Genomic DNA, 24,027 nt, shown 5'->3' with positions numbered 1-24,027 from the left:
ATTTAATATCTAAATTAAACCTTTTTTTCTTAGTTCACGCTGTTTAGCAAATAACCATTGCATAACTTTATCACGCTGACTTGTACTTTGATGGAAAAATTCCACTCCTATATTATACCTCTTAACTCCTTGCTTAAACTCTGCAAAAACCCTAACCACTTTCGCTAAGATTTTATCAAAAGAGAGGTTAGTAAAACTAAAATCTATCTCTAAAACCTGTCCTTCAACCACAGACCTATCTCTAGTAACCATTTTCAGCCCACTAGCACTAACATCTTGGATGATAGCATTTTTATACATATTAGCCTTATCAGATGTTATTAAGTCATCATAAGAGTCATTCTCTTCATTATAATTATCTATGTCAATTGAATCAGCATTATCAGCAATCACTCTAAATTCTGTCTCTTGATAGATATCTAATCTAAAGAACTGCCTTTCTTGTATCTTGCTGACCTCTCCAATCAATTCTACTATTAATAAAGGTGTGACTTCAACTTCCCTTTTAATAACCTTTACTGGTATTTTATATACCCCTGTGTTCTCTCTGAGCATAACATCTATTTTAGTTCCAAGTGCTATATTAATAACCCTACCTTCTGAGAAAGGTGTATTTATAGCAAAAATAGAACTATTTTTAACATCAGCTATCTGTGATGAATATTCTCCTTCATAATTTCCAAAAGGAACAATAACATCAACCCTCTGATTAATATCCAATTTTCTATTAAGGTCAAATCTCTTTACTACTTGGGCGTTTCTCTTCAAACCCTAGCACCTCCTACTCAAGTCCCAATTAAATCCCTAAAAGTTTATTAAATAATCCCCTAATTCCTTTAGTTTCTTGAGAAACTTCTGTATCTATTAGCTTAGCAGCAGTCAGATTAATACTTTTAGAAGCCTTAGCTCTTGGAAATTCCAAGAGAAATGGGCTACGACTCATTACAGATTTTACTACAGCATTATCTTTAGGTATAACCCCTAACAGTTCAATATCTAGTTCAAGAAAGTCAGAAGCAGTCTTAATTAAGCGGTTAGCTATTCTCTCTCCTTCTTTTTCATTCTCAGCTTGGTTAATGACAAGTTTAATATTGGCTTCTTTATCATGTTTACTAATCACCTTAACAACTCCATAAGCATCAGTTATAGAAGTAGGCTCAGGAGTAGAGATAACAATAGCTTCATCGGCACCTAAAATAAAATTAACTACATTATGGGCTAGCCCCGCCCCTGTATCAATCAAAATAATATCAAATTCTTCTCCAACTCTAACAAAATCACTGATTAAATTATTAATTTGATATTGGGATAAGTTAGCTAGCTCTTGTATCCCTGAACCTCCAGGAATTAATGATAGCCCATTAGGACCTTCAACAATAACTTCTTCTAAGTTCTTACGCCCTTGAATTACATGCTCTAAATTATAGGTAGGGGTTACACCCAAAATAACATCCAGATTAGCCATACCTAAATCAGCATCAAAAACTATTACCTTTTTTTCCAATGCATTCAAGGCTAAAGCTAAATTAGCAGTGAAGTTGGATTTGCCTACCCCACCTTTGCCACTAGTAACAGTATAAATATAAGCACCTTTACCTCTTGTATTTCTTTCTTTTTTTCCTTTATCCTTTTCTACCTTCATTTTTTCTACTAGATTTCTTAGCTTGGATGCTTGGTCATTCATAGCTTTAGCCCCTTTAATATATCTTCTATTAATTGTTCAGATTCTGGCAATTTAATATCCTCTGGCACATCTTGACCAACAGTTATATAGGATAAAGGTTTTTTAGCCTTGGCAGTAGCCTCTAGTATGGTACCCCAAGAGTTAGTTTCATCAAGTTTAGTAATAATCAATTTATCCAAATCAATTTCATTATAGACTTCTATAATCTTCATCAGATCATCTACTTTAGTAGTAGCACTTAATACTAAATATATCTCATCAATAGGGACATTATTAATAAATCCTTTCAATTCAGAGATATGAAGCTGATTATTCTGACTTCTACCAGCGGTATCCACCAAAACCAAATCATATCCTTCATAACCCTCAATCGCATTTAGTAACTCTTGAGGAGTAAAGACAACCTCTAAAGGCAAATTAATAATCTCACTATAAGTCTTTAACTGCTCTACTGCTGCAATCCTATAGGTATCAGCAGTAATTAACCCAACTTTCTTATTCTCAAATAATGAAAATCTTGCTGCTAGCTTTGCTAAAGTCGTGGTCTTACCAACTCCTGTTGGACCTACTAGAGATATAATCTTGGTCTTACCTGCTTCCAATTCAATTGGTTGAATATCGATAAGTTCTTCTTTGATTTTCTCTCTTAAGATATCCTTAACCTCTTCATTATCTAACTCTGTCAAACTTACCTTATCAGCAATCTCCTCAGCCAGCTCTCTTGACATCTTTCTACTTAGCCCCAAAGTCCATAAAGCCTCAATTAACTTTTCTAATGATGGATTTACCACTAAATGCAGAGGTTGTTGATTCTTACTTTTAATCTCTCCCATCATATCATTCATCATATTCTTCATCTGAGATAACTCTAACTTTAGAATATTATTTTCAGTAATTTGCTTACCATCATTTAACTTACTTTCTTTTCTCTTTTTAGTATCCTGATCAACTGTAGCTATCACTTCTACCATCTTTTTGGCAAATAGTCCAAAAAAGCCACCTTGTTTAAATTTACGAGTATGCAAAATAATTGCATCAGCTCCTAAATCTGATTTGACTTTTAAGATAGCTTCTTGCATCGTCTCTGCACGATATTTTTTTATCTTCATCTATACTCTCACCATCCCTACTGTTTGAACATTGAGGTATGACTCTAGCTCATTAAAAGATAATACTGTCAAATTTGGTGCTACCTGCTCAGTCAATTGCTTAAAATGATATCTAACTATCGGTGAAGTTAGAACAATCGGCTCAATGCCCTGAGTAGTCACTTGTTCAATCTTTTCAGATAAACTATTAAATATCTGCTGTGCCTTGTTTGGATTTAAAGCAATATATGAACCTTGATCACTATGCTGGATAGAATTGGATATTTCTTCTTCTAACTCTGGCGCCAAGGTGATAACATACATTTCATTATTATCTCCCTTATATTTCTTAGAAATATGCCTAGATAAGGCTTCTTGTCTGACATATTCAGTTAGAATCCCTATATCATGTGTATTCTTAGCTTGATCAGCTAATACCTCTAAGATAGAGACTAAATCCCTAATTGAAACACCTTCTTTTAATAAGTTCTGTAATACCTTCTGAACTTGACCAATTGTTAATAGATCTGGAATCAACTCATCAATAACTGCAGAGTAGTCTTCCTTAATATTATCAATCAATTCCTTAACCTCTTGTCTACCTAATAATTCATAAGCATGAGATTTAATTAATTCTGTCAAATGAGTTGCCATTACAGAAGGAGGATCTACTACTGTATACCCTGCCATCTCAGCTCTTTCTCTATCATCTTCATCAATCCAAATAGCTGGCAATCCAAAGGCAGGCTCAGTTGTCTCTCTACCATTAATCTCTTCGCTAACCATTCCAGAGTCCATAGCTAGATAACCATCGACTTTGATGTCATGTTGAGCGATCTCAATTCCTCTCAAATTAACTCGATAATAGTTTGGCTCTAATTGCATATTATCTCTAATGCGAATCGGAGGAATAATAATACCTAATTCTAAAGCACATTGACGTCGAATCATAGAAACTCTATCTAATAAGTCTCCTCCTTGTTCAGGAACAACTAAAGGAATTAGGTTATAACCAACCTCTAACTCCATTGGGTCAACCTGTAATAGTTGAGACAAGTTCTCTGGTTCTCGATATTCTTCTATCTCTTCTTCTTCTTGATCAGAGACCATCTCTTCTTCCTTCTCTTTACCAGCCTGATACATCATATAACCTGTTACTCCAAGAATTACAGATAATAACAAAAAAGGAAAGGTTGGTAATGGTGTTGCTACTCCTAATAGAAGGATTACAGCAGAAACCATCATCAATGTCTTTGGCTGATTAAATAATTGTTTCGTAAAGTCTTGACCTAAGTTACCCTCAGATGCTGCTCTAGTAACAACAATACCTGTTGCAGTAGAGATTAATAAGGCAGGAATCTGACTTACCAGACCATCACCTACTGTTAATAAAGTATAAGTCTGCAATGCATCCAATATAGGTAATTTCAATTGAATAACTCCAATAACCAAACCACCCAATACGTTGATTAGGGTGATAATAATCCCAGCAATAGCATCACCCTTTACGAATTTACTGGCACCATCCATGGCACCATAAAAATCAGCCTCCTGTCTGATCTCTTCTCTCTTCTTTCTAGCTTCAGCTTCAGTAATCAACCCTGAACTCAAGTCAGCATCGATACTCATCTGTTTACCAGGCATAGCATCCAAGGTAAAGCGAGCTGCTACCTCAGACACACGCTCAGAACCTTTAGTAATTACAATAAACTGGATAACAACTAGAATAACGAAGATAACAAAACCTACTACATAGTTACCACCAACAACGAAATCCCCAAAAGCTTCAATTACCTTTCCAGCATTGGCTTGTCCCAAAATCAAACGGGTGGTCGATACATTTAAAGCCAATCTAAATAGAGTAGCTATCAATAGTAATGATGGAAATACCGATAGCTCTAAAGGATTTACCAAATACATTGATACTAATAAAATCGTTAAACCTAAGCTAATATTTAAGGTCAATAATAAGTCTAATAGAAATGTTGGTAATGGAATGATGAACATTACTACTACTAAAATAACAGCTATCGCAAATAATACATCACTATATTGACCTAAGTTACTTCTCTGTACTCCTTCTAAAGGTGTAGCCATTACTATGACCTCCTTTCTTGATCTAATTGATAAACATAAGCTAGAACTTCAGCTACTGCTTGGTATAAGTCAAGAGGTATCTCTTCACCAATATCCACAATCCTATATAAAGCCCGAGCTAAGGGTTTCTCTTCTACAATCTCAATATTATTTTCTTTAGCAACCTCTCTAATTCTCAATGCCAATTCATCTTGCCCTTTAGCTACGACAATTGGAACATCCATCTCATCCATATCAAATTTAATAGCTACAGCAAAATGGGTTGGGTTAGTAATAACAACTGAAGCATCAGGTATATCCTGCATCATCCTACTCATAGCCAACTCTTGTTGCTTCTGTCTACGCTTAGATTTGACTTCTGGCTTACCCTCAGCATTCTCCCTTTCTTGTTTAATCTCTTCTTTACTCATCTTCAAATCTTCTTCATGTTGCCATTTTTGATACATAAAATCTAGTATCCCTAATATAATAAAAACTGCACTTATCTTCATAGCTAAAGAATAGGCAGTATCTCCTATTAAATTTAATGAACTCGCCCAACTACTATTAACTAACACTGCAAATTTACTTGCAACCTTTTTAATAGTACTATAAGCTATTGAAACAACAATAATTATCTTCATAATAGATTTCAGCATCTCTACCAAAGAACGTTTAGAAAACATCTGCTTAGCACCCTTTAAGGGGTTTAGCTTACTGAATTTAGGGGCTATAGCTTTAGGTGTATATAAAAAACCTACTTGTGCACAACTTACTGCCACTCCCACAAAAGCTCCTACTAATAATAATGGAGCAACTATCTTTACAATAAAAACTATTACCTCAATAAGCAAAGTATGAAAGTTATTAATAGATAATTCCATATCAAAATAATTAATAAATACCTTATTAGTAAAAGTAATAATCTCTTGAAGCATATATCTAAACCAAAAAGATAGCATCAAAAAACTAAATAAGAGAGTAAAAGCACTATTCAACTCTTTACTCTTAGCAACCTGTCCCTCTTTTCTAGCCTCACTTCTCTTCTTGGGGGTGGCTTTTTCTGTTTTCTCTCCTGATGCCATATTTTTATCCTCTTTCTATCTCATTAGTTTTAATATCTTATAGATACTATCAGTTGTCCCATTAAAGAGGTCTTGTAAGGTATTTATATAACTTGGTAAAATAATAATTAAAAATATTAGACCTATAAGCACCTTAGTAGGCATCCCCATCATAAAGACATTTATTTGAGGAACAACTCTAGCTACTAAACCAAAGGCTACATCTACTACAAATAGAATAGATATAACTGGTAAAGCTAATCTAAAACCTAATGGAAATAAATCACCAACAATTCTAAATAAGGCCCATACTAGCTCTGACGACCAGTGAAATTTAGTCACTCCTACTATATTAAAACTATCAGTTAATGCTTTTAACAAATAATGGTGTCCATTGATAACCAAAAAAAGTAATGTAGCCAATATATTCTTAAACTGACCAACTAAAGGGGCTTGCATCCCATTTTGAGGGTCAATTACACTAGCCATTGCAAAACCTATTCTTGTATCAATAAACTGTCCTGCTAATTGCAGGGCCATAAAATTTAATAGCATGATAAACCCTATTATAAATCCAATAAATAACTCAACTATAATCTGAAAAGAAATAGTTAATAAGCCTTCTGGAACATTCATCCCTGCAAAAGAAGTAATCGGTAATATAATAATCGTAATAAATACTGCCAATCCTACCTTTAACCTATTAGGTAAGGATTTACTTCCAAAGATAGGAGCCACTACCAAAAAACCCAAAACCCTTGCTAAAATCAATACAAAATAATAGACTTGATTTGTCAGTTCTTCTGCTAGCATCTCTTCTCACCCCTATCAGCCAATATAATTAGGGAGATTAGTAAATAATTCAGTCATAAAGTCTACTAAAACATTTAACATCCAGGGACCAAAAAAGATAATAGCAGATAATACTGCTAAAATCTTAGGAATAAAGGTCAAAGTCTGTTCTTGAATTTGAGTAGTTGCTTGAAAGATACTAACCAATAACCCCACAGCCATACCCAAACCTAACATAGGTGCCGATACTTTAATCACTGTAATTAATGCCCTTGTCCCTAACTCAATTACTAACGTTTGATTCATCTAAAGTCCTCCTTTAATGAAAGGTCTCTACCAAAGATTTAATTACCAAATACCAGCCATCAACTAAAACAAACAGAAGTATCTTAAATGGTAATGAAATCATTACCGGAGGTAACATCATCATTCCCATAGACATTAAGGTACTTGCTACTATCATATCGATCACTATAAATGGTAAATAAATCATAAACCCAATCTGGAAAGCAGTCTTTAACTCACTGATAACAAAAGCAGGGACTAAAACATAGGTTGGAATATCGTCCTTATTATCAGGTCTATCAACCTTAGACATATTAACAAAGAGTGCTAAATCTTTCTCACGAGTCTGTTTAAACATAAAACCTCTTAATGGATTTAATGCTTTTTCTAAAGCAGCACTTTGACTTATTTCCTCATTCAAATATGGCTGTAATGCTTGATCATTAATCTGTGTCCAAACTGGAGCCATAATATAGATTGTCATAAAGATTGCTAAACCTATTATAACTTGGTTAGGTGGCATCTGTTGAGTTGCTAAAGCTCTTCTTAATAGTGATAAGACAACAATAATTCTAGTAAAGGATGTTACCAAAATCAAAATTGCTGGAGCTAAAGTTAATACTGTCAGTAATAATAGTATCTTTAATGAAAGAGCTAAATCCTGAGGTCCCCCACCTTCTGTCCCATCACCAATTTGAATCTTTAGATTGGGGATAGTAAATCTAGTTTCAGCAAAAGCATTATTTTGTACTATTATCAGTATCATCAAAGTTAATATTAAAATTTGCACCCATCTCTGCTTCATCGAATCATTCCTTACTATTCTTCAAGAGAGCTGATTCTCCTTTCCCTTGAAGTTCTAAATTTATTGTATCAACCTCTTCGATAAATTCGATCTTCTCCTTAGTAGAGGATAATAGCCAAACCTTATCTACTACCTTAACCAGATATAAAATATGGTCAGTACTCAAATAACACTTCTCTAATACTTGAAGTTGATTTGTTTGGTTAAAGATACTTCTTTTATCCTTCATAAATTTAACTATAAGATAAAAGATAGCTAGTACGATTAACAATGCAAATAAGACCTTTACTAGTTCAAAAGCATACTCCATATTATCAATCCTTAGATTATAATTTACTTAAGCGTTCAGCAGAACTTACAATATCAGTTACTCTAAAGCCAAAGTTTTCATCAATAACAACAACTTCTCCTTTAGCAATCAATTTCCCATTAACCAATAAGTCTACTGCTTCTCCTGCCAATCTATCCAATTCAATAACAGAGCCTGGTCCTAATTCTAGAATATCTTTAATAGACATTCTAGTCTTTCCTAAACGAACTGTCAATTCTAAGGGGACATCATGAATTAATCTAATATCATTATTTAATCCCTGTCCTTGTGGCATACCTAATTCATTAAACTCTACGGATTGTACCTCAACATTCTGCTGTTGCATTGGTTGTTGGTACATTGGTTGTTGATACATAGGTTGTTGACCCTGCTGTGGAGCTTGTTGTTGGTTTATTTGCTGTTGTCTTTGTTGCTGATTTTGTTGTTGATAGCCTTGTTGATTCATTCCTTGCTGTGGCTGTTGTGCTTGACTAGGAGGTTGCTTTTGATCTTGAGCAGGAGTTTCATCTTCCCCACTAGTATCCATACTACCCATTAATGCACTTGCTAGCTTTTGGGCAAATTCAATAGTCATAACCTGGATAATTTGACTATCAATTAAATCACCAATATGCATATCAAAGACTACCTTTACAACTGTATCATCATCACTAACACCTTCTAGATTAAAAATATCACTACTTAACTCTAACAGTTCTGCCTTAGGTGGAGATATATTAATTTTATCTCCTTCGAAAAAGTCAGACATCGAAGTAGATGCTGAACCCATCATCTGATTCATCGCTTCTCCCACAGCACTAACATGAAGCTCACTTAACTCCTCAGGAGGGGCAGTTCCATCTCCTCCCATCATTAAATCAGTAATAATTGCAGCATCACTGACCTCAAGTATCAATTGATTACTTCCTTTTAGGCCTTCAACATATTGAACATCTACTACGATACAAGGCCTATTATAACTGTCGACTAAGTCTGCTACTGTACTAAACTCTACACGGGGCGTTGTAATCTCTACTTTTTGATTTAACAAACCATATAAAGCTGTAGCAGCTGAACCCATAGAAATATTAGCAACCTCACCTAAAGCATCTTTCTCTAAATCTGTTAATATATCTTCCATATCTGTTTTATTAGTATTATCATCTACCTCGTCTTCCATACCACCATTTAACAAAGCATTGATTTCTTCTTGTGACAAAGCATCATTCATGGTCTTCATCCTCCCAATCATCTTCAGGAATAGCTGAAGTAATTTCTACAGCCAACTTGCTTCCACGCTTTCCTGGTTTTGCAGAAAATTTCTTCTTATTATTAATATATATTATCAGGTCTTCAGTCGTTTTAGTATTAAGCTTAATTACGTCTCCTGCTCCTAACTGTAATAATTGAGCTACAGTAATATTTGTTTTACCTAATTGTGCCTCAATTGGTAGCTTAGCTTTACCTAACCTTTGTTTTATCTTATTTAAGCTCTCAACAGCCTTATCCTTTCTTGCTGATGAAAACCAGTATTGAGCACTTAACTTAGATACAATTGGCTCTAAAACAATATAGGGTATACTAATATTTATCAGTCCATCAACCTTGCCAATTGCTGCCTCAAAAGTAGCTAATATAACCATGTCATTATTAGGAACAATTTGGGTAAACTGTGGATTAGATTCAAGCTCCTTTACTCTAGGTCTTAAATCAACCACGTTCTCCCATGCTTCACTAAAACTATCTAAAATACTTTTATTAATCTTCTTTAACACTACCTCTTCAATATCAGTAAATTCCCTAACCATACTTAATGTTCCCTCAATATTTCCTCCAAATAGACGCTCAATAATAGCATAACCTATTCTAGGGTTAATCTCAATAATAAATTCTCCATGAAGAGGATAGAAATCACAAACAGACAAAATTGTAGGTTGAGGTAAAGAACTTACAAACTCCTCATAGGATAACTGATCAATTGATGCTAACTCAAACTTGGTCATTGTTCTCAATTGGGTAGAAATAGTAGTACTTAATAATCGAGCAAATCCTTCATAAACCATTCTTAAAGTCCTTAGCTGATCCTTAGATAGCTTATTAGGATGCTTAAAGTCATAAACCTCCACTACTTCTGCTCCATTATCTTTTAGCTCTTCTGTTTCTACCTGTCCTGAGGATAATGCTTCCAATAAAGAATCTATTTCATTTTGGGATAACACTCTATTTGATGACATATTTCTCCCCCTACTCCATTAAAGAATTAAATATAATTATATTTAATCCTTCATAAATCATCATCTTTCTTATATAATAAAAACTTTTCAAGTAAAAATTATAATTTTTTATTAATAATAGCTATTGAACCACAAAATCAGTAAAGAAGACATTTGTTACTTTACCTTTAATCAAGTTTTGATTTATCTTATTCATAATTTCAGTTCTTAACTTTCTAACCCCTTCATTAGAATTGATTTGATTATAATCTTTTCCTCTTAAAATTGTTATAATTGCATCTCTTATTTGTGGTTGTCTTTCTGTAAGCTCAGCAACTACTTTATCATTACTAACCTCTAAGACAATATTAACTTTAATAAATCTTCTACCATCAGCTAGATTGACTAAGAACTGACCAATTGGTGTAGTCGTTCCTAACTCTTTAGAAGTATTATCAGTCTGTGCTCTATTATTTGTATTATTTCCTAATGCAAATTTGGTGAACATAAAATATGACGCTCCACTAGCTAATAGGACAGATATAAAGATAGCCAATATAATTATAATTATATTGTTACCTCCCTTTTCCTCACTCATTACTCATCCCCTCCTCTTCATCCATTCTCAATATTATTAAATCTACTCGTCGATTTCTTGCTCTATGATCTTCAGTATCATTATCTACCAATGGTTTATATTTAGAGTATCCTGCTGCAGATAGACGAACAGGATCAATCCCATTTTTTTCAATAAAATATCTAATTACATTAGTAGCTCTTGTTGTAGATAGTTCCCAATTTGATGGATATTTAGAGTTACTAATAGGCCAATTATCAGTGTGTCCTTCTACTACTATATTATTATCTAAACCTTCAATAAAACTAGACATCTTATTTAAGATTTGATGAGCACTATCTTTGATCTCTGCTTGACCTAAGTCAAATAATACCTTTCCGGTAAAGTGAATAGTCAAACCCCGATCAGTTATTTCTAAACTAATATCCTCTGCTAAACCCTCTTGTTCAACATAATTACTGATCTTACCTTGTAAATTTTCAAAATCTTTAAAGCTTGGATTTTGAGCATCAAACCCTGTATCTATCAGTGCACCTTTTACTATAGTTTTACCACCTGTCAATACACCAAGCTTTCCCTGTAGACCTTCCATCATCATCTGAAATTTCTCAGCATCAATACTAGAAAAAGAGTATAGTAGTACGAAAAAGCAGAGTAACAGTGTCATCATATCACCATAGGTAGCTAACCAACCAGCACCACCACTATCCTCTTGCTTAGGTTTCTTATCCCTCGGCATTCATACCCCCTCCTTCTTCAGAACTGATGCCACTTCTAGAACTTGGTGATAGGAAGGCTTTTAATTTTTCTTCTACAATTCTTGGATTCTCTCCAGCTTGAATAGATAAAATCCCTTCAATCATAACCTCTTTAGATAATATTTCTTGTTCACTTTTTACCTTTAATTTTGCTCCTACTGGTAGGAAGAACATATTAGCCATCAAAGAACCATACAACGTTGTAATTAAAGCTACCGACATTCCAGCTCCCAAAGAGCTTGGGTCATCTAAACCAGCTAACATACCAATCAGTCCTACCAAAGTACCAATCATACCAAAGGCTGGAGATAACTCTGCCCCTGTATCAAAGACCCCTTTGTTGACTGAATGGCGCTCTTCTATAAAGTTCAATTCTGTCTCCATAATGCTCTTTACAAGCTGTGGGTCTGTACCATCAACTATCAACTGTACTCCCTTTTTTAGAAACTCATCATCTAATTCATATACTTCTTCTTCTAAGGCCAGTAATCCTTCTCTTCTTGCTTTCTCTGCAAAGCTTACTAGAATAGAGATAATATCTCCAGCCTCATTACTCTGACCAGAGAATACTATCTTCATTGATGCTACAGCATTCTTTAACTGTTTAAAAGAATAAGCTAGAATAATTCCACCTAAAGTTCCTCCAACTACAATTAAAATAGAAGGAATGTTCAAAAACATCATCAAGCTCCCCTGTTGAAACATCCCCATTAAAACCAGTATAATCGCTAATGCTAATCCAACAATTGATGCTAAATCCATTCTGTCACCTCACTTTTATTCAGGTCGAAAGGCTATTTTTCTCTTGTAGTTAATTGCCTTTTCAACCACTTCCTCAACATCCTCTTTAACTACCAATCTATGATTTGTAGTTAATGTAACCACAGTATCAGGGGTGGACTCTATAGTCTCAATTAACTCTGCATTGATTACTAACTTAGAATCATTTAATCTAGTTAACTCTATAATAACCCTCACATCCTTTATCAAGCAAGTATAAGATAATAAATAAATTTATAGTTCCATAATATATCAATTTATGAGTAAAGGTATAATACCTTTACTCATAAATTTAGATATTTCAACCAAACTTATCTCTTAAGATTTACTAACTGCTCCAATATCTGATCACCAGTAGAGATAATCTTAGAATTGGCTTGGAATCCACGCTGAGTTGTAATCATTTCAGTCATTTCTCCTGATAAATCTACATTAGACATCTCTAGACTACCTGCTGATACAACACCAACCCCATTATCACCTGGTGAACCTATCCTAGCTAAACCAGAGTTATTAGAAGTTCTATATACAGTAGACCCTTCTTCTGTTAAACCAGCTGGATTGTTGAATGTAGCCACTGCCACTCTACCAATTGTCTGCTTCATACCATTATCATAAAGTCCAGTAATTGTACCTGATTTGTCAACAGCAAACTTTTTAATCGAACCAGCTTTATATCCTGTTGGCGTATCTGCATCAGCATCCATAGAACCAGCACGTTGTTTTATTTCAGAAAAATCTAAAGTAATTGGAGTTGGACTATTTGCTGAAATAGGATCTGTCGGAATGATACCACCTCCACTAGGAGTAAAACTTAACACTGGAAACTCTGCATTACCATTTTCAATATCTTCGATTGATTTTCCATCAATAGTTGCTATATTACCATTAGTCTCATCAAAAGTGATAGTACCAGTTAAATCTCCATTACCATTTAAAGTAGCATTATTAATATCATCTACCCCACCAATATCAGTTATCTCATAACTCCATTCATTATTAGCCTCTTTAGTAAACTCTAACTGTACTTTATGAGTTGTTCCCAAAGAATCATAAACATCCACAGTAGTTACATTAGTTGCCTTAGCTTTGCCAACTACGGCATCAGCATCTAGGTTCCCAGAATAAGGGATTTTGTCTGTTGCTTGAGCAGGCATTGATTGTTTTAAACTAAGATCTGTCAAATTACCATTAATATTAATATCTCCATTAGCATCTGCCATCCAACCTTGCATTCTATAACCAGTAGTTGAATTGACCAGATAACCATCTCTATCAAAAACACTAGCTCCTGCTCTACTATACACAGGCCCTGTTCCTGATTCCATAATAAAGAACCCTTCACCATCTATTGCCAAATCAGTATTGATGCCTGTATATTGTAAGTTACCTTGCCCCATATTCTTATCAATACTACCTAATGATACACCCAAACCAACTTGTTGAGGGTTTGTTCCCCCTCTTCCCTCTTGGGGTGCTGATGCCCCTTGAATAGTTTGACTAAACATTGTCTTAAAGGTAGCTCTACTGCCTTTAAACCCTGCAGTATTAACATTGGCAATATTGTTACCAATAACATCCATCTTGCTCATATGGGCTTTTAAACCTGATACTCCAGCATACAGTGAACGTAACATATATATAAAACCTCCTGTTTTTTAGTTGATAGTTGATAGTTGATAGTTGATAGTTGAAATCTATATTTATTTGATTCTAACTATTCACTATACACTATCAACTCTACACTACTTTTTAATCGCTTCTATCATTCCACGATTAATAACCTCCCATTAGGGTCCAGTTATTTCATAACTATTGCACTATCTATATTGGTAAATAAATTTTCTTGCATACTATCTTTATCCATTGCAGTTATTACTGTATTATTGTTCACACTAACAATATACGCATTATTATTAATCAAAACTAGTGATTCCTTAGCACCTTTGCTTTTGGCCTTATCAATTGCTGTTTCTAATTTATTTATTTCATCTTTAGTAAAGTCTATACTCCTTGCTTGCAGACGTTTTTTTGCATGTTTTGATAGTTTTAAATCAGTTCTATCTTCGACTTTATTATTAAATAAATCTTTAAATGTACTGGTCTGTTTTTTATTATTTAGCTTGCTGGATTTTAAGTTGGAATCTTGGGACAAATGCAAAGGGTGGTTGGAATAAATTCTATTCACACTAGCACCCCCTCTTCTGCTAGGATAATATCTCTTGAATATTATCTAGTGGATAATTCTCACCATCAATAATTAGTTGAGGAGTGCCCTCAGAAAAGTCTACTCTTTCTACCACTCCAGTAATTGTACTTTCTTCATTTTCACTCTCTTCACCTTCAGCACCTTCAGCACTCTCAGTATTATCAGCATCCTCAGTATTATCAGCATCCTCAGTCTCTGCAGGTTTAATGACTGTAACCTTTTTTCCTACCAGATTAGCTGACTGTAATATCTCTTGATACTTCGAATTACTCTGCTGTAATAACATGAAATTTTCCATATTTTTATTTAAATTTTGAGTCTGCTCCAAAGAACTAAACTGTGCCATTTGAGAAATAAACTCTTTATCCTCCATTGGTTTCATCGGGTCTTGATACTTCAATTGGGTAATTAATAGTTTTAAAAAAGCATCTTTGCCCAGCCCATTATCAGTATTAGTACTCTTAGTAGTATTATTTGTCTGTGTTACATCACTAACATTTTGCCATGTTGCTTCTTCTGTACTCATCTCTTCCCCTCCTAGACAACATAGTCGACATCATCATCCTCAATAACTCCTGTCTCCTCTTTAACCTCATCTACTACAAACTCCTCATCAAGATCAGCTAAATCTTCCATATCTAAGCTAAATCTACTTCCACTTTGCTTAGCATTGTTTTGAGAGAATCCAAACTGACTATTCCCACTAAAGTTTTGGGCTAACTCTTCGCCATTATGGCCTGTAGAAACATCAAAATTATCTACTTGTAAGTTCTTTTGACCTAAACTATTCTTCAATTTAGCTAAATTACCTTCTAGCAAATCCTTTACTTGACCATTTTCAGCCAGAATTTTAGCTGACACTACCCCATCCTTAATAGTAACTTTAAGGTGCAACCTTCCTAGAGCTTCTGGTCTTAATTCAATAGTCACATTTTTACCTTTGGTGCTAGAACTCATATCAACTTGCTCTTGAATTTGGTTAACTATGTTCTTAAAGGCGACCTCTTTATTTCCTACAGTTACTTTATTAGAAGTAGTAGTTTCTACTTGTTGAGAATTGTTAACAGCAAAGTTCTTAACAGAACTAAAATCAATCTCTTTACTTCCCTGCTGTTCACTATTAGCAAGAGTATCTTTTAATTTTTCAGTAAAGATCTGTTCACCTTTAATAATTCCTTGCTTGTCATCTAAAGCTAGCTCTTTTCCTTCTATATTTATATTACGTTCTACCTTATTTTGATTATCTCTACTTAATTTAGCTATATTAGCTTGATTGATTGCTCTATGATGTATTATTCGATGTTTTTCATTATCACTATCACTAACAACTTTTCCTTTTAGCTTAGTCAATAGTTCCTGCAACTCATCTTTAGCAAATAATTTAGAGTCTTTTAAATCCACTTTTTTCAATTCAGCTTTAAAGGCTTTCAAACCTTTAATTAGACCTTTAAGTGATTGATTTAATTCTAGTTTCTCACCTTTACTCCCAACTGTTGATAACTTAAGGTTACTAAGCTGATTGATAATATTAGTTAAAGCAGTCATTGCCTCTTCTATCTCCTCTTGGCTAAGCTCTTTAGGATCTTTTTCAATTACTTCTTCTAATTTTTCAATATCTTTTGCATCTAATTTGACCTTATCTTCCTCAGAGTTATTAGAATCTTTGTTAGAAGATTTATCAATATTTCTCTGTAATGAGGATACAAAATCATTATTTTTATCATTCTTCTCTACACTACTATTTTTGGGTGTAGAAGTAGGCTTAGTACTCATTAAGTTCATCATTGAAACCATAGCAGTCATCTTATCTTCTCACCTCCTTTCAATAAGATAGTTGAGTAGAGATATCAGCAGCTATATTTGTGTCCATTTGAGATAATATTTCTGCTACTATTTCTTCATCCATCTGATTTAAGATATCAATTACCAGTTTCATATCCAATTTAGGCAGTATATCAGCAGATTTGGCTGCTTCCATTTCAGAATATACATCTGCTAGACGTTTTACTTTAGCCTTATAATCTCTTGTATCTTCAGTAATTTTTTCAATATCTGATTGTAAATTACTGATAGTATCTTCCTGACCTGCGACTTTACTATCACGAGCCTTTAGCTCTGCTAATAAACTTTGATTCTGACCTTCTACCTCAGATAATTTATCCTGTAAATTCTTCAGTTGCTCTTCCAACCCTTTATTTTTATCCTTAGTTACTATGTATTCAGCAACTACAGGAATACTCTTCACTTTTGTTAACACCTGCTCTTTAATAGTTTCAAATGTAAAGACTTTAAAATAATTTAATAAAAATAATGTTGCTCCAGCTAAAATTAATAACATCAACATTCCTAGGAGTATCTTTTTCATAGATGACTTCCTCCTAATTTCATATTTATCTAGATAATAGACCTAACTCAAAATAGGTTTTTAAATTAATATAATCTATGAACAAGTAATAATTATAAAGTCTTAATCAAAGTATAATCATTCTATAAGGTATTAAATAAGTCCATCCAAACTATTATCTTTACGGTTAAATTTATTTGTAGCAAGCTCATCATTTAATTTTTGCTCTTCTGCTAAAAACCTCTTCCAATACTCTTCATATTTTCTTTCTTTTAATTTAGCTAAAGCCTTCTTCTCTTTGGTCTTAGCAAGTAACTTTTTACGACATTTACTTATCTCTTCATCCCAGTACTCTAACTTCAATGTCAAATCTTCTACCATATCTTGTAAGTAATTAAGATACTTACGAGATTCTAAAGCATTAATTAAATTGATAGCTCTTTCTTCAGATTCTTCTAATTTTTTCTGTATTTGCTTCTTATCATTTATAATAGAATTAATCTCATCTTCTACCTTTTGGCGCTGTTGCATTAAGTTAGCTAATTCCTTCTTAATAGACTCCTCTTCTTGCTCCTTTAAATCTAAGATTGACTGTAACCTGAAATTAAATTTTTTCAATTAGATCACTCTCCAGCAAAGATACTTGTCAACCAATTGATTGTATCTTCATAGCTACTAGCCTCATTAACTCCTTGTCGTAAAAATCTATTTACTTCATCTAATTTATCAAGAGCATAATCTAACTTAGGATCACTACCAGCCTCATAAGCACCTATAGTAACCAAGTCTTTTGCTTCTTCATAGGTTGCAAGAACATTTCTTAATTCACTAGCAGCCCTCTTATGCTCATCACTAATAATCTCACCCATAACACGACTGGCACTCTCTAAGATATCAACAGCAGGATAATGGTTCTTAGCTGCTAAACTTCTCGATAAGATAATATGTCCGTCTAAAATACCTCTAACAGCATCTGCAATAGGCTCATTCATATCATCACCTTCTACTAATACTGTATATAGTCCTGTAATGGTCCCCTGTTCATTAGTTCCTGCTCTTTCCATCAACTTAGGTAATATAGCGAAAACTGATGGAGTATAGCCTCTAGTGGCAGGTGGTTCCCCTACAGCCAAACCTACCTCACGTTGAGCCATAGCAAATCTAGTTACAGAGTCCATCATCAACATCACATCTTTTCCTTGATCTCTAAAGTACTCAGCAATAGTAGTAGCCACTAAGGCACCTTTTAATCGTACTAAAGCAGGTTGGTCAGAAGTAGCAACAACTACTACAGACTTTTTTAAACCTTCAGCCCCTAAATCACGTTCAATAAAGTCTCTAAGCTCCCTTCCCCGCTCACCAATTAAAGCAATTACATTTATATCTGCATTGGTATTTCTAGCAATCATTCCTAGAGTTGTACTCTTTCCTACCCCACTACCAGCAAAGATACCCAGCCTTTGACCTTTACCACAGGTTAAAAGACCATCAAGGCTTCTAATTCCTAAAGATAACGGTTCTGTAATCCTCTTTCTAGTCAGTGGATTGGGAGGGGTATTATATACTGGATACTCATCTAATTTTGTATCAGCTTCAAAATCAGAGATAGGATTACCTAGCCCATCCAAGACTTGACCCAATAACTGATTTCCAACCTGCACCATCAAAGGTTGACCAGTAGCCAAGACCTTACAGCCTGGTCCAATTCCATTCATCTCACCTAAGGGCATCAACAATACAGTATTATCCTTAAAGCCCACAACTTCTGCCTGAATAAAATCTTGACTAAATTTTGGTTGAATCAAGCACTTCTCACCTAAATGTACATTAGGTCCTTCAGATTCGATAATCAACCCCACTACTCTTTTGACCTTACCAAAGCTTTTAATTGTATTAACACCTTCTAATTTACTAACCAGATTATCTACATTCAACAATGGATTATTCATCATTATCAACTTCCAATAATTTAGCCTCAATTTCTGCTAATTGAGACTCTATTGTAGCATCAAAACCACCAAAATCAGTCTCTATAATACAGCCACCATTCTTAACTCCTTCATCACTAACTATCTTAACTCTCTCTAAACCATTGTTTGAAGATATCAACTCTTGCTTATAATCAACTAAGACTTCTAAATCACTAGGGGCAACTCTGATTAAAATCTCTTCCTCTCCATCTAATAAGCTAATAGTTCTATCTATTATCCCTTTAAGTAATTCAGTATCAAGCTTTAACTCTCTACCAATCACCTTCTTACTGATTGCAACAGCCAATCTTAGTAAATCTTCTTTAAGCTCTGTTTCTCTCTCTACTAAGCTTTGCTTAAAATCAGCTATTTTCTGATCAAAGTCACTTATTAAACCTTGTAACTGAGTAGTTCCTTCCTTAAAACCTTCTTCTCTTCCTAGCTGTAACCCTTGCTGATATCCTTCATCTTTAGCTTGTTCAACTGCCTTTTCCAGTTCTTGCTGAGTTTGAGATTTTAAATTGGCAGCCTCTTTTTCAGCCTTCATTAATATCTCATTAGCCTGGGCTTGAGCTTGGCTAATAATCTCGCTAGCCTCTTCTCTAGCCTCACTTAGTAACTTATCTCTTTCTACACTAAGCTGCTTATCATCATTATCTTGCTTATTATCTATAAGTTCTTCCATTCCATTATTATTAAGAAGTACTTTTTTACCTGATTTAACTAGAGGTGATTTGATAATATTAGACAACGACCTCATCCTCTCCACCACGATTAATGATGATTTCTCCAGCCTCTTCTAATTTTCTGATCTGACCTACAATCCTCTGTTGTGCCTCTTCAACATCACTTATTCTTACAGGACCTAGGTATTCAATATCCTCTTTTAGCATCTCAGCAGCTCTCTTAGATTGGTTGTTGAAGATCTTTTCAGCAACTTCTTCACTTACTGTTTTAAGGGCTAGTGCCAAATCATCGGTATCAACTTGTCGTAATAGAATCTGGATATCTCTATCAGTTAAGACTATGATATCTTCAAAGACGAACATCTTCTGCCTAATCTCTTCTGCCAAGGCTGGATTCTGTTCATCTAAGTCTTCTAATATCTTCTTCTCTGTAGATCGGTCAGCTAGGTTTAAGATATCTACAATTGAATCAATTCCACCAGCAACTGTATATTCATTAGTCATTAGAGACGATAGCTTCTGTTCTAATACCCTTTCAACCTCTTTAATCACATCAGGGCTAGTTCTCTCCATAGTAGCAACCCTCTTAGCTACCTCTGTCTGCTTATCATAAGGTAGAGAAGACATAATAATTGCAGATTGTTGAGGATCTAAATAAGCCAAAACTAAAGCTATAGTTTGAGGATGCTCATTTTGGATAAAGTTTAGAATCTGACTAGGGTCAGTCTTTCTTAATTGATCAAAAGGTCTTACCTGTAAGGAGGCAGTTAAACGATCTATAATGTCATTAGCTTTGTTTTGACCCAAAGCCTTCTCTAACACCTCTCTAGCATAATCCATACCACCATGACTGATATAATCATAGGCAACACACATCTGATGAAATTCATCTAACACACTATCCTTGACATCTGCTGGAACTTTGTCCAAGTTAGCTATCTCTAGAGTAAGATCTTCAATCTCATCATCATTTAGATGTTTAAACACTTCTGCCGAAGCATCAGGTCCTAAAGAAACTAATAATATAGCTGCTTTTTCTTTACCAGTTAAATTCGCCATCTCTCTTCCCTCCTATCAATCATCAGATAACCAACTTTTGATTAATCCAGCAATCTCTTCTGGTTGTTCACTAATTATATTACGTAATTGATTCTGTAATTTCTGTCTTTCTCTCTCTTCTGGTGTCAAATTATCTGATACAGCAAATTCATCTTCTGCCTCATCAATCAAGTAATTGATATTCTCTCCTACTTGATCATTATCATCTTGAGACTGAGCCCTTCTCTTTCTAACCATTATAATAATTAATAAGATAATTAAAATTCCTACAATACCTAATAAAGAGAATAAGAAAATTCTCTTTCTGGCTTCTTCTGCTTCAATCTCTTGTTGAGTCATAAGATCTAAATCATTATTGAAGTCATATCCAATAACAGTAATTTGATCTCCTCGATTAGAATCATAACCTACTGCAGTAGAGATAAGTTGAGTAATTGCTTCTTTCTTCTCCGCACTTAACTCATCTTGAGCTGTATCAACACTTACCGCTACAGATAATCTTTCAATAGTTCCTGGGGATTGAACATATCTTTCTACCTCTTCATTGATTTCATAGTTTACAATCTTCTCTTCTTTCTCATGCTGGTTCTGTTGTTGATTATTGATTTTATATTGGGGTAGATTTGAGGTAGTTCCTGGCACACCTTCTGGATCAATAGTAGTACCTACACTTTTCTCTTCTTTGGTCTGCTCACTACGAACAATACCCTCATCACCTACTACTGGTTGATATCTCTTACTCTCTATATTTCTCTTATCAAAATTTAAATCTGCATTAACTGTCAGTGAGAACTTGTCCACTCCCAATACCTTAGTTAACATCACATTTAAATCTCTTTCTATATCATCTTCCAATTTCTTCTTTAAGTCTAATTTATCACTAACATCAGACTTCTCTTTATTTTTATCTAACATAGCCGATAACAAGTTTCCTGATGTATCCACAATAGTTACTTTTTCAGGAGTTAGACCTTCTACACCACTAGCAACTAAATTAGCTATTGCTCTAACCTCTTTAGTTGTCAGTTTACTGTATTCTTTTAATCTTACTACTATAGATGCCTTTGCTGGCTCTTCATTATCAGTATAAAGGCTAGTTTTACTTGGAGTAATCTGGACTTTAGCATAAATAACCTTATCTAATTGTTGAATAGTCCTTGTCAACTCACCAGATAAGGCACGCATATGATTAATCTTCATTTCATAGTCCGTAGTCCCTAACTGATTACGATCAAATAATTCAAACCCTACACTACCACCAGTTGGCAATCCTTGGCTAGCTAAATCCAATCGCAAATTGTGAACCTGTTTCTTAGGAACTAAGATTGTGGTACCATTACTTTCAAGTTTATAAGAAACCTGTTTTTCTTTTAATTTAGATACAATACCACCAGCATCTTTTACAGTTAAGTTATTAAATAAAACTGTATATTCTGGTTTACTAGCCCAATTTGCTAATAATAACATCCCAACAAATGTAAATAAAACAGATACAACAATTACTATTTTAGCCTTCTTGTCAAAATTATTCCATAAATTTTGCATCTGCTTCCCTATTTGCGATAAATTTTTAACCATGTTTACACCCCAATCTCACTGAACAAATACATTAAACTTGTATCCTCATAACTTCTTTATATGCATCTATCGCCTTCCTTGTTATAGCAGTTGTTAGTTCTAATGAAGTTTTTGCTTTTTGACCAGCTATCATCACCTCATGAATATTATCAACCTTCCCTAAAGCTAAGTCTTCAGTTGCCTTACTAGAGACCTCTTGTAATTTGTTTACATCTTTTAAAGAATCCTTTAACATTTGGGAAAAAGAAGTTCGCTTATTATTTTTATTATCTTTATCGAATGCATCTAATTTTAGAATACTTTGATTAGTTATATTGTCAACCTTCATCATTTCTACCTCCCTCTAAATTTAGCCACCAATCTTTAGAGCACTTTGGGCCATCGCCTTGGCCGAATTCATCGCGGTAACGTTAGCTTCGTATGCTCTAGTAGCTGAAATCATATCAGTCATTTCAGAAACAATGTTGACATTTGGCATCTTTACATATCCATTTTGGTCTGCCTCTGGATGGCTGGGATTATACATCAACTTAAATGGTTCTTTACTATCTTTAATAGAAACCACCTCTACACCACTGCCAACACTATCACCTTTACCCAACTTATCCATCTCTTTTTGTAATTTAGCAGCAAAAACAGGCATTTTACGGCGATATGGTTCTCCATCTTCAGCTTTAGTAGTATTGACATTAGCGATATTACTGGAAATAAGATCCATTCTTAACCTCTGTGCAGTCAATCCAGAAGCACTTATATTTATCCCATTAAATAGTCCCACTTATATCTACCCCCTCGCTTGTTGTATAACCATTTGTAAGTTTTTGAACTTACTAGATATTCTCTGTACTAGTGCCTGATATTCTAGAGTATTTTTAGCCAACATGGACATTTCTGCATCTATATCAACATTATTCTCATCATTTCGAGTAGAAGTGTTCTCTTCAGTCAAAACCTTCCCCTCAAAGGTGCTTAAATCTTTAGAGTTAATAGATATATGTTTTTTATTAGTTACAGCTAAATCATTTCTATTCTCTAATAAATTGGCTAATTCACTCCTAAAAGATACATATTCTCTTTTATATCCAGGTGTATCTACATTAGATATATTATTAGATATAGCATCATGATTTTTAGATAATGAATCTAAACTCTTCTCTAAAACACTAAAACTCCTATTATTAAATATTTTCATCTAATATCCCCCCTTAATTGAGTCATAAATAAGTAGAGTCTACTTTATACTAGAACTAATACATATAATACTCTGCTTAAAATAATGTCGATATTAAATCAATAACCCTCTTAAAACTTACTTACTCTGCTAACTTCGACTTTACTTTTGAAATTCCTGCAAAAAAATATAATAAACAACCATATATAGCCATCACCAAAGAACTTCTGTTTAAGTTAATATTAGTCACAAATTATATTATTTCTATAAAATCAAGATCTACCATGAAAAATATGTCAATATATTGCTTTTTTAGTAGAATGATACTTCAGTTACATTTGATAAGTCTAAATATCTCTTGTGTAGACTAAGTTTATTCTAACTAATAATTAATATCTTAAAAATCACTAATTTTATAAACTAGATGAAAAATCACTTTATTAATGATATGATGATAAGCTTCTTTAAAATTTTTGATAACTATAGATAAACAACTTTAGAATGTAATATAAAACCAACCTCACCCCTAGCCCCTCTCCTCCTATCAGGAGAGGGGAATAAAAGATGCTTTAGTCCTC

28 protein-coding genes are annotated in these 24,027 nt (G+C 34.0%); all 28 read right to left on the bottom strand.

What is annotated here, in order from left to right; translation table 11 throughout:
- Positions 1-9: 9 nt before the first annotated feature.
- The 28 genes from ACTCDL_RS01115 to flgB all read right to left on the bottom strand — a co-directional run bounded on the left by ACTCDL_RS01115 (position 10) and on the right by flgB (position 23,470).
- Positions 10-768, bottom strand: coding sequence for a flagellar brake protein (locus ACTCDL_RS01115; RefSeq protein WP_463173375.1), 759 nt, complete (start codon positions 766-768; stop codon positions 10-12).
- A gap of 28 nt (positions 769-796) precedes the next feature.
- Positions 797-1,684, bottom strand: a complete 888-nt coding sequence (locus ACTCDL_RS01110) for a MinD/ParA family protein (RefSeq protein ID WP_463173374.1) — start codon at positions 1,682-1,684, stop codon at positions 797-799.
- A complete protein-coding gene (gene flhF / locus ACTCDL_RS01105; protein WP_463173373.1) occupies positions 1,681-2,793 on the bottom strand; it encodes a flagellar biosynthesis protein FlhF in 1,113 nt (370 codons plus the stop codon). The genes ACTCDL_RS01110 and flhF overlap by 4 nt, the downstream gene beginning before the upstream one ends.
- Positions 2,794-4,869 carry a flagellar biosynthesis protein FlhA gene (gene flhA / locus ACTCDL_RS01100; RefSeq protein WP_463173372.1) on the bottom strand — a complete coding sequence of 692 codons (2,076 nt, stop codon included), beginning with the start codon at positions 4,867-4,869 and terminating at the stop codon, positions 2,794-2,796.
- Between the two features lie 2 nt (positions 4,870-4,871).
- Complete coding sequence (flhB, locus tag ACTCDL_RS01095) at positions 4,872-5,933, bottom strand: flagellar biosynthesis protein FlhB (protein WP_463173371.1); 1,062 nt, start codon at positions 5,931-5,933, stop codon at positions 4,872-4,874.
- Positions 5,934-5,948: 15 nt separating this feature from the next.
- Positions 5,949-6,725: a flagellar biosynthetic protein FliR gene (gene fliR / locus ACTCDL_RS01090; RefSeq protein WP_463173370.1), complete on the bottom strand. Its 777-nt coding sequence runs from the start codon at positions 6,723-6,725 to the stop codon at positions 5,949-5,951.
- Between the two features lie 15 nt (positions 6,726-6,740).
- Positions 6,741-7,010: a flagellar biosynthesis protein FliQ gene (gene fliQ, locus ACTCDL_RS01085; protein WP_463173369.1), complete on the bottom strand. Its 270-nt coding sequence runs from the start codon at positions 7,008-7,010 to the stop codon at positions 6,741-6,743.
- Positions 7,011-7,023: 13 nt separating this feature from the next.
- Positions 7,024-7,794 carry a flagellar type III secretion system pore protein FliP gene (fliP, locus tag ACTCDL_RS01080; RefSeq protein WP_463173368.1) on the bottom strand — a complete coding sequence of 257 codons (771 nt, stop codon included), beginning with the start codon at positions 7,792-7,794 and terminating at the stop codon, positions 7,024-7,026.
- A 4-nt stretch (positions 7,795-7,798) separates the two neighbouring features.
- Positions 7,799-8,104 (bottom strand): flagellar biosynthetic protein FliO, encoded by a 306-nt coding sequence (locus ACTCDL_RS01075; protein WP_463173367.1) that lies wholly within the window; start codon positions 8,102-8,104, stop codon positions 7,799-7,801.
- 16 nt (positions 8,105-8,120) lie between these two features.
- The gene (gene fliY / locus ACTCDL_RS01070) at positions 8,121-9,344 is read right to left on the bottom strand and encodes a flagellar motor switch phosphatase FliY (RefSeq protein ID WP_463173366.1); all 1,224 of its coding nucleotides are present in this window, start codon (positions 9,342-9,344) and stop codon (positions 8,121-8,123) included.
- Positions 9,328-10,338: a flagellar motor switch protein FliM gene (gene fliM, locus ACTCDL_RS01065; protein ID WP_463173365.1), complete on the bottom strand. Its 1,011-nt coding sequence runs from the start codon at positions 10,336-10,338 to the stop codon at positions 9,328-9,330. Before fliM ends, fliY begins: the two co-directional genes overlap by 17 nt.
- Positions 10,339-10,459: 121 nt before the next feature.
- Positions 10,460-10,915 (bottom strand): flagellar basal body-associated FliL family protein, encoded by a 456-nt coding sequence (locus ACTCDL_RS01060; RefSeq protein ID WP_463173364.1) that lies wholly within the window; start codon positions 10,913-10,915, stop codon positions 10,460-10,462.
- Positions 10,908-11,633, bottom strand: a complete 726-nt coding sequence (locus tag ACTCDL_RS01055) for an OmpA/MotB family protein (RefSeq protein WP_463173363.1) — start codon at positions 11,631-11,633, stop codon at positions 10,908-10,910. The genes ACTCDL_RS01060 and ACTCDL_RS01055 overlap by 8 nt, the downstream gene beginning before the upstream one ends.
- A complete protein-coding gene (locus ACTCDL_RS01050; RefSeq protein WP_463173362.1) occupies positions 11,620-12,414 on the bottom strand; it encodes a motility protein A in 795 nt (264 codons plus the stop codon). Before ACTCDL_RS01050 ends, ACTCDL_RS01055 begins: the two co-directional genes overlap by 14 nt.
- 15 nt (positions 12,415-12,429) lie before the next feature.
- A complete protein-coding gene (locus ACTCDL_RS01045) occupies positions 12,430-12,621 on the bottom strand; it encodes a flagellar FlbD family protein (RefSeq protein WP_463173430.1) in 192 nt (63 codons plus the stop codon).
- A gap of 122 nt (positions 12,622-12,743) precedes the next feature.
- The gene (locus tag ACTCDL_RS01040; RefSeq protein WP_463173361.1) at positions 12,744-14,069 is read right to left on the bottom strand and encodes a flagellar hook protein FlgE; all 1,326 of its coding nucleotides are present in this window, start codon (positions 14,067-14,069) and stop codon (positions 12,744-12,746) included.
- Positions 14,070-14,233: 164 nt separating this feature from the next.
- Positions 14,234-14,620: a TIGR02530 family flagellar biosynthesis protein gene (locus ACTCDL_RS01035; protein WP_463173360.1), complete on the bottom strand. Its 387-nt coding sequence runs from the start codon at positions 14,618-14,620 to the stop codon at positions 14,234-14,236.
- A gap of 19 nt (positions 14,621-14,639) precedes the next feature.
- Positions 14,640-15,167, bottom strand: a complete 528-nt coding sequence (locus ACTCDL_RS01030) for a flagellar hook capping FlgD N-terminal domain-containing protein (RefSeq protein WP_463173359.1) — start codon at positions 15,165-15,167, stop codon at positions 14,640-14,642.
- Positions 15,168-15,178: 11 nt separating this feature from the next.
- Positions 15,179-16,444 carry a flagellar hook-length control protein FliK gene (locus tag ACTCDL_RS01025; RefSeq protein WP_463173358.1) on the bottom strand — a complete coding sequence of 422 codons (1,266 nt, stop codon included), beginning with the start codon at positions 16,442-16,444 and terminating at the stop codon, positions 15,179-15,181.
- 19 nt (positions 16,445-16,463) lie between these two features.
- Positions 16,464-17,006, bottom strand: a complete 543-nt coding sequence (locus ACTCDL_RS01020; protein ID WP_463173357.1) for a MotE family protein — start codon at positions 17,004-17,006, stop codon at positions 16,464-16,466.
- Between the two features lie 132 nt (positions 17,007-17,138).
- Positions 17,139-17,603 (bottom strand): flagellar export protein FliJ, encoded by a 465-nt coding sequence (fliJ, locus tag ACTCDL_RS01015; protein ID WP_463173356.1) that lies wholly within the window; start codon positions 17,601-17,603, stop codon positions 17,139-17,141.
- Positions 17,604-17,608: 5 nt separating this feature from the next.
- Positions 17,609-18,934: a flagellar protein export ATPase FliI gene (fliI, locus tag ACTCDL_RS01010; RefSeq protein ID WP_463173355.1), complete on the bottom strand. Its 1,326-nt coding sequence runs from the start codon at positions 18,932-18,934 to the stop codon at positions 17,609-17,611.
- Entirely contained in the window at positions 18,927-19,706 is a 780-nt protein-coding gene (locus tag ACTCDL_RS01005; protein ID WP_463173354.1) for a FliH/SctL family protein, read from the bottom strand. Before ACTCDL_RS01005 ends, fliI begins: the two co-directional genes overlap by 8 nt.
- Positions 19,699-20,700 (bottom strand): flagellar motor switch protein FliG, encoded by a 1,002-nt coding sequence (gene fliG, locus ACTCDL_RS01000; RefSeq protein ID WP_463173353.1) that lies wholly within the window; start codon positions 20,698-20,700, stop codon positions 19,699-19,701. The genes ACTCDL_RS01005 and fliG overlap by 8 nt, the downstream gene beginning before the upstream one ends.
- 15 nt (positions 20,701-20,715) lie before the next feature.
- The gene (gene fliF, locus ACTCDL_RS00995) at positions 20,716-22,278 is read right to left on the bottom strand and encodes a flagellar basal-body MS-ring/collar protein FliF (RefSeq protein ID WP_463173352.1); all 1,563 of its coding nucleotides are present in this window, start codon (positions 22,276-22,278) and stop codon (positions 20,716-20,718) included.
- 31 nt (positions 22,279-22,309) lie between these two features.
- Complete coding sequence (gene fliE / locus ACTCDL_RS00990; protein WP_463173351.1) at positions 22,310-22,606, bottom strand: flagellar hook-basal body complex protein FliE; 297 nt, start codon at positions 22,604-22,606, stop codon at positions 22,310-22,312.
- Positions 22,607-22,627: 21 nt separating this feature from the next.
- Entirely contained in the window at positions 22,628-23,056 is a 429-nt protein-coding gene (gene flgC, locus ACTCDL_RS00985; protein WP_463173350.1) for a flagellar basal body rod protein FlgC, read from the bottom strand.
- Between the two features lie 6 nt (positions 23,057-23,062).
- Positions 23,063-23,470 carry a flagellar basal body rod protein FlgB gene (gene flgB, locus ACTCDL_RS00980; protein ID WP_463173349.1) on the bottom strand — a complete coding sequence of 136 codons (408 nt, stop codon included), beginning with the start codon at positions 23,468-23,470 and terminating at the stop codon, positions 23,063-23,065.
- Positions 23,471-24,027: the final 557 nt, after the last annotated feature.

The organism is Orenia sp. (assembly GCF_055140805.1).
Note: the sequence above shows the minus strand (reverse complement) of the source record. Positions and strands in the feature narration are given on the sequence as shown.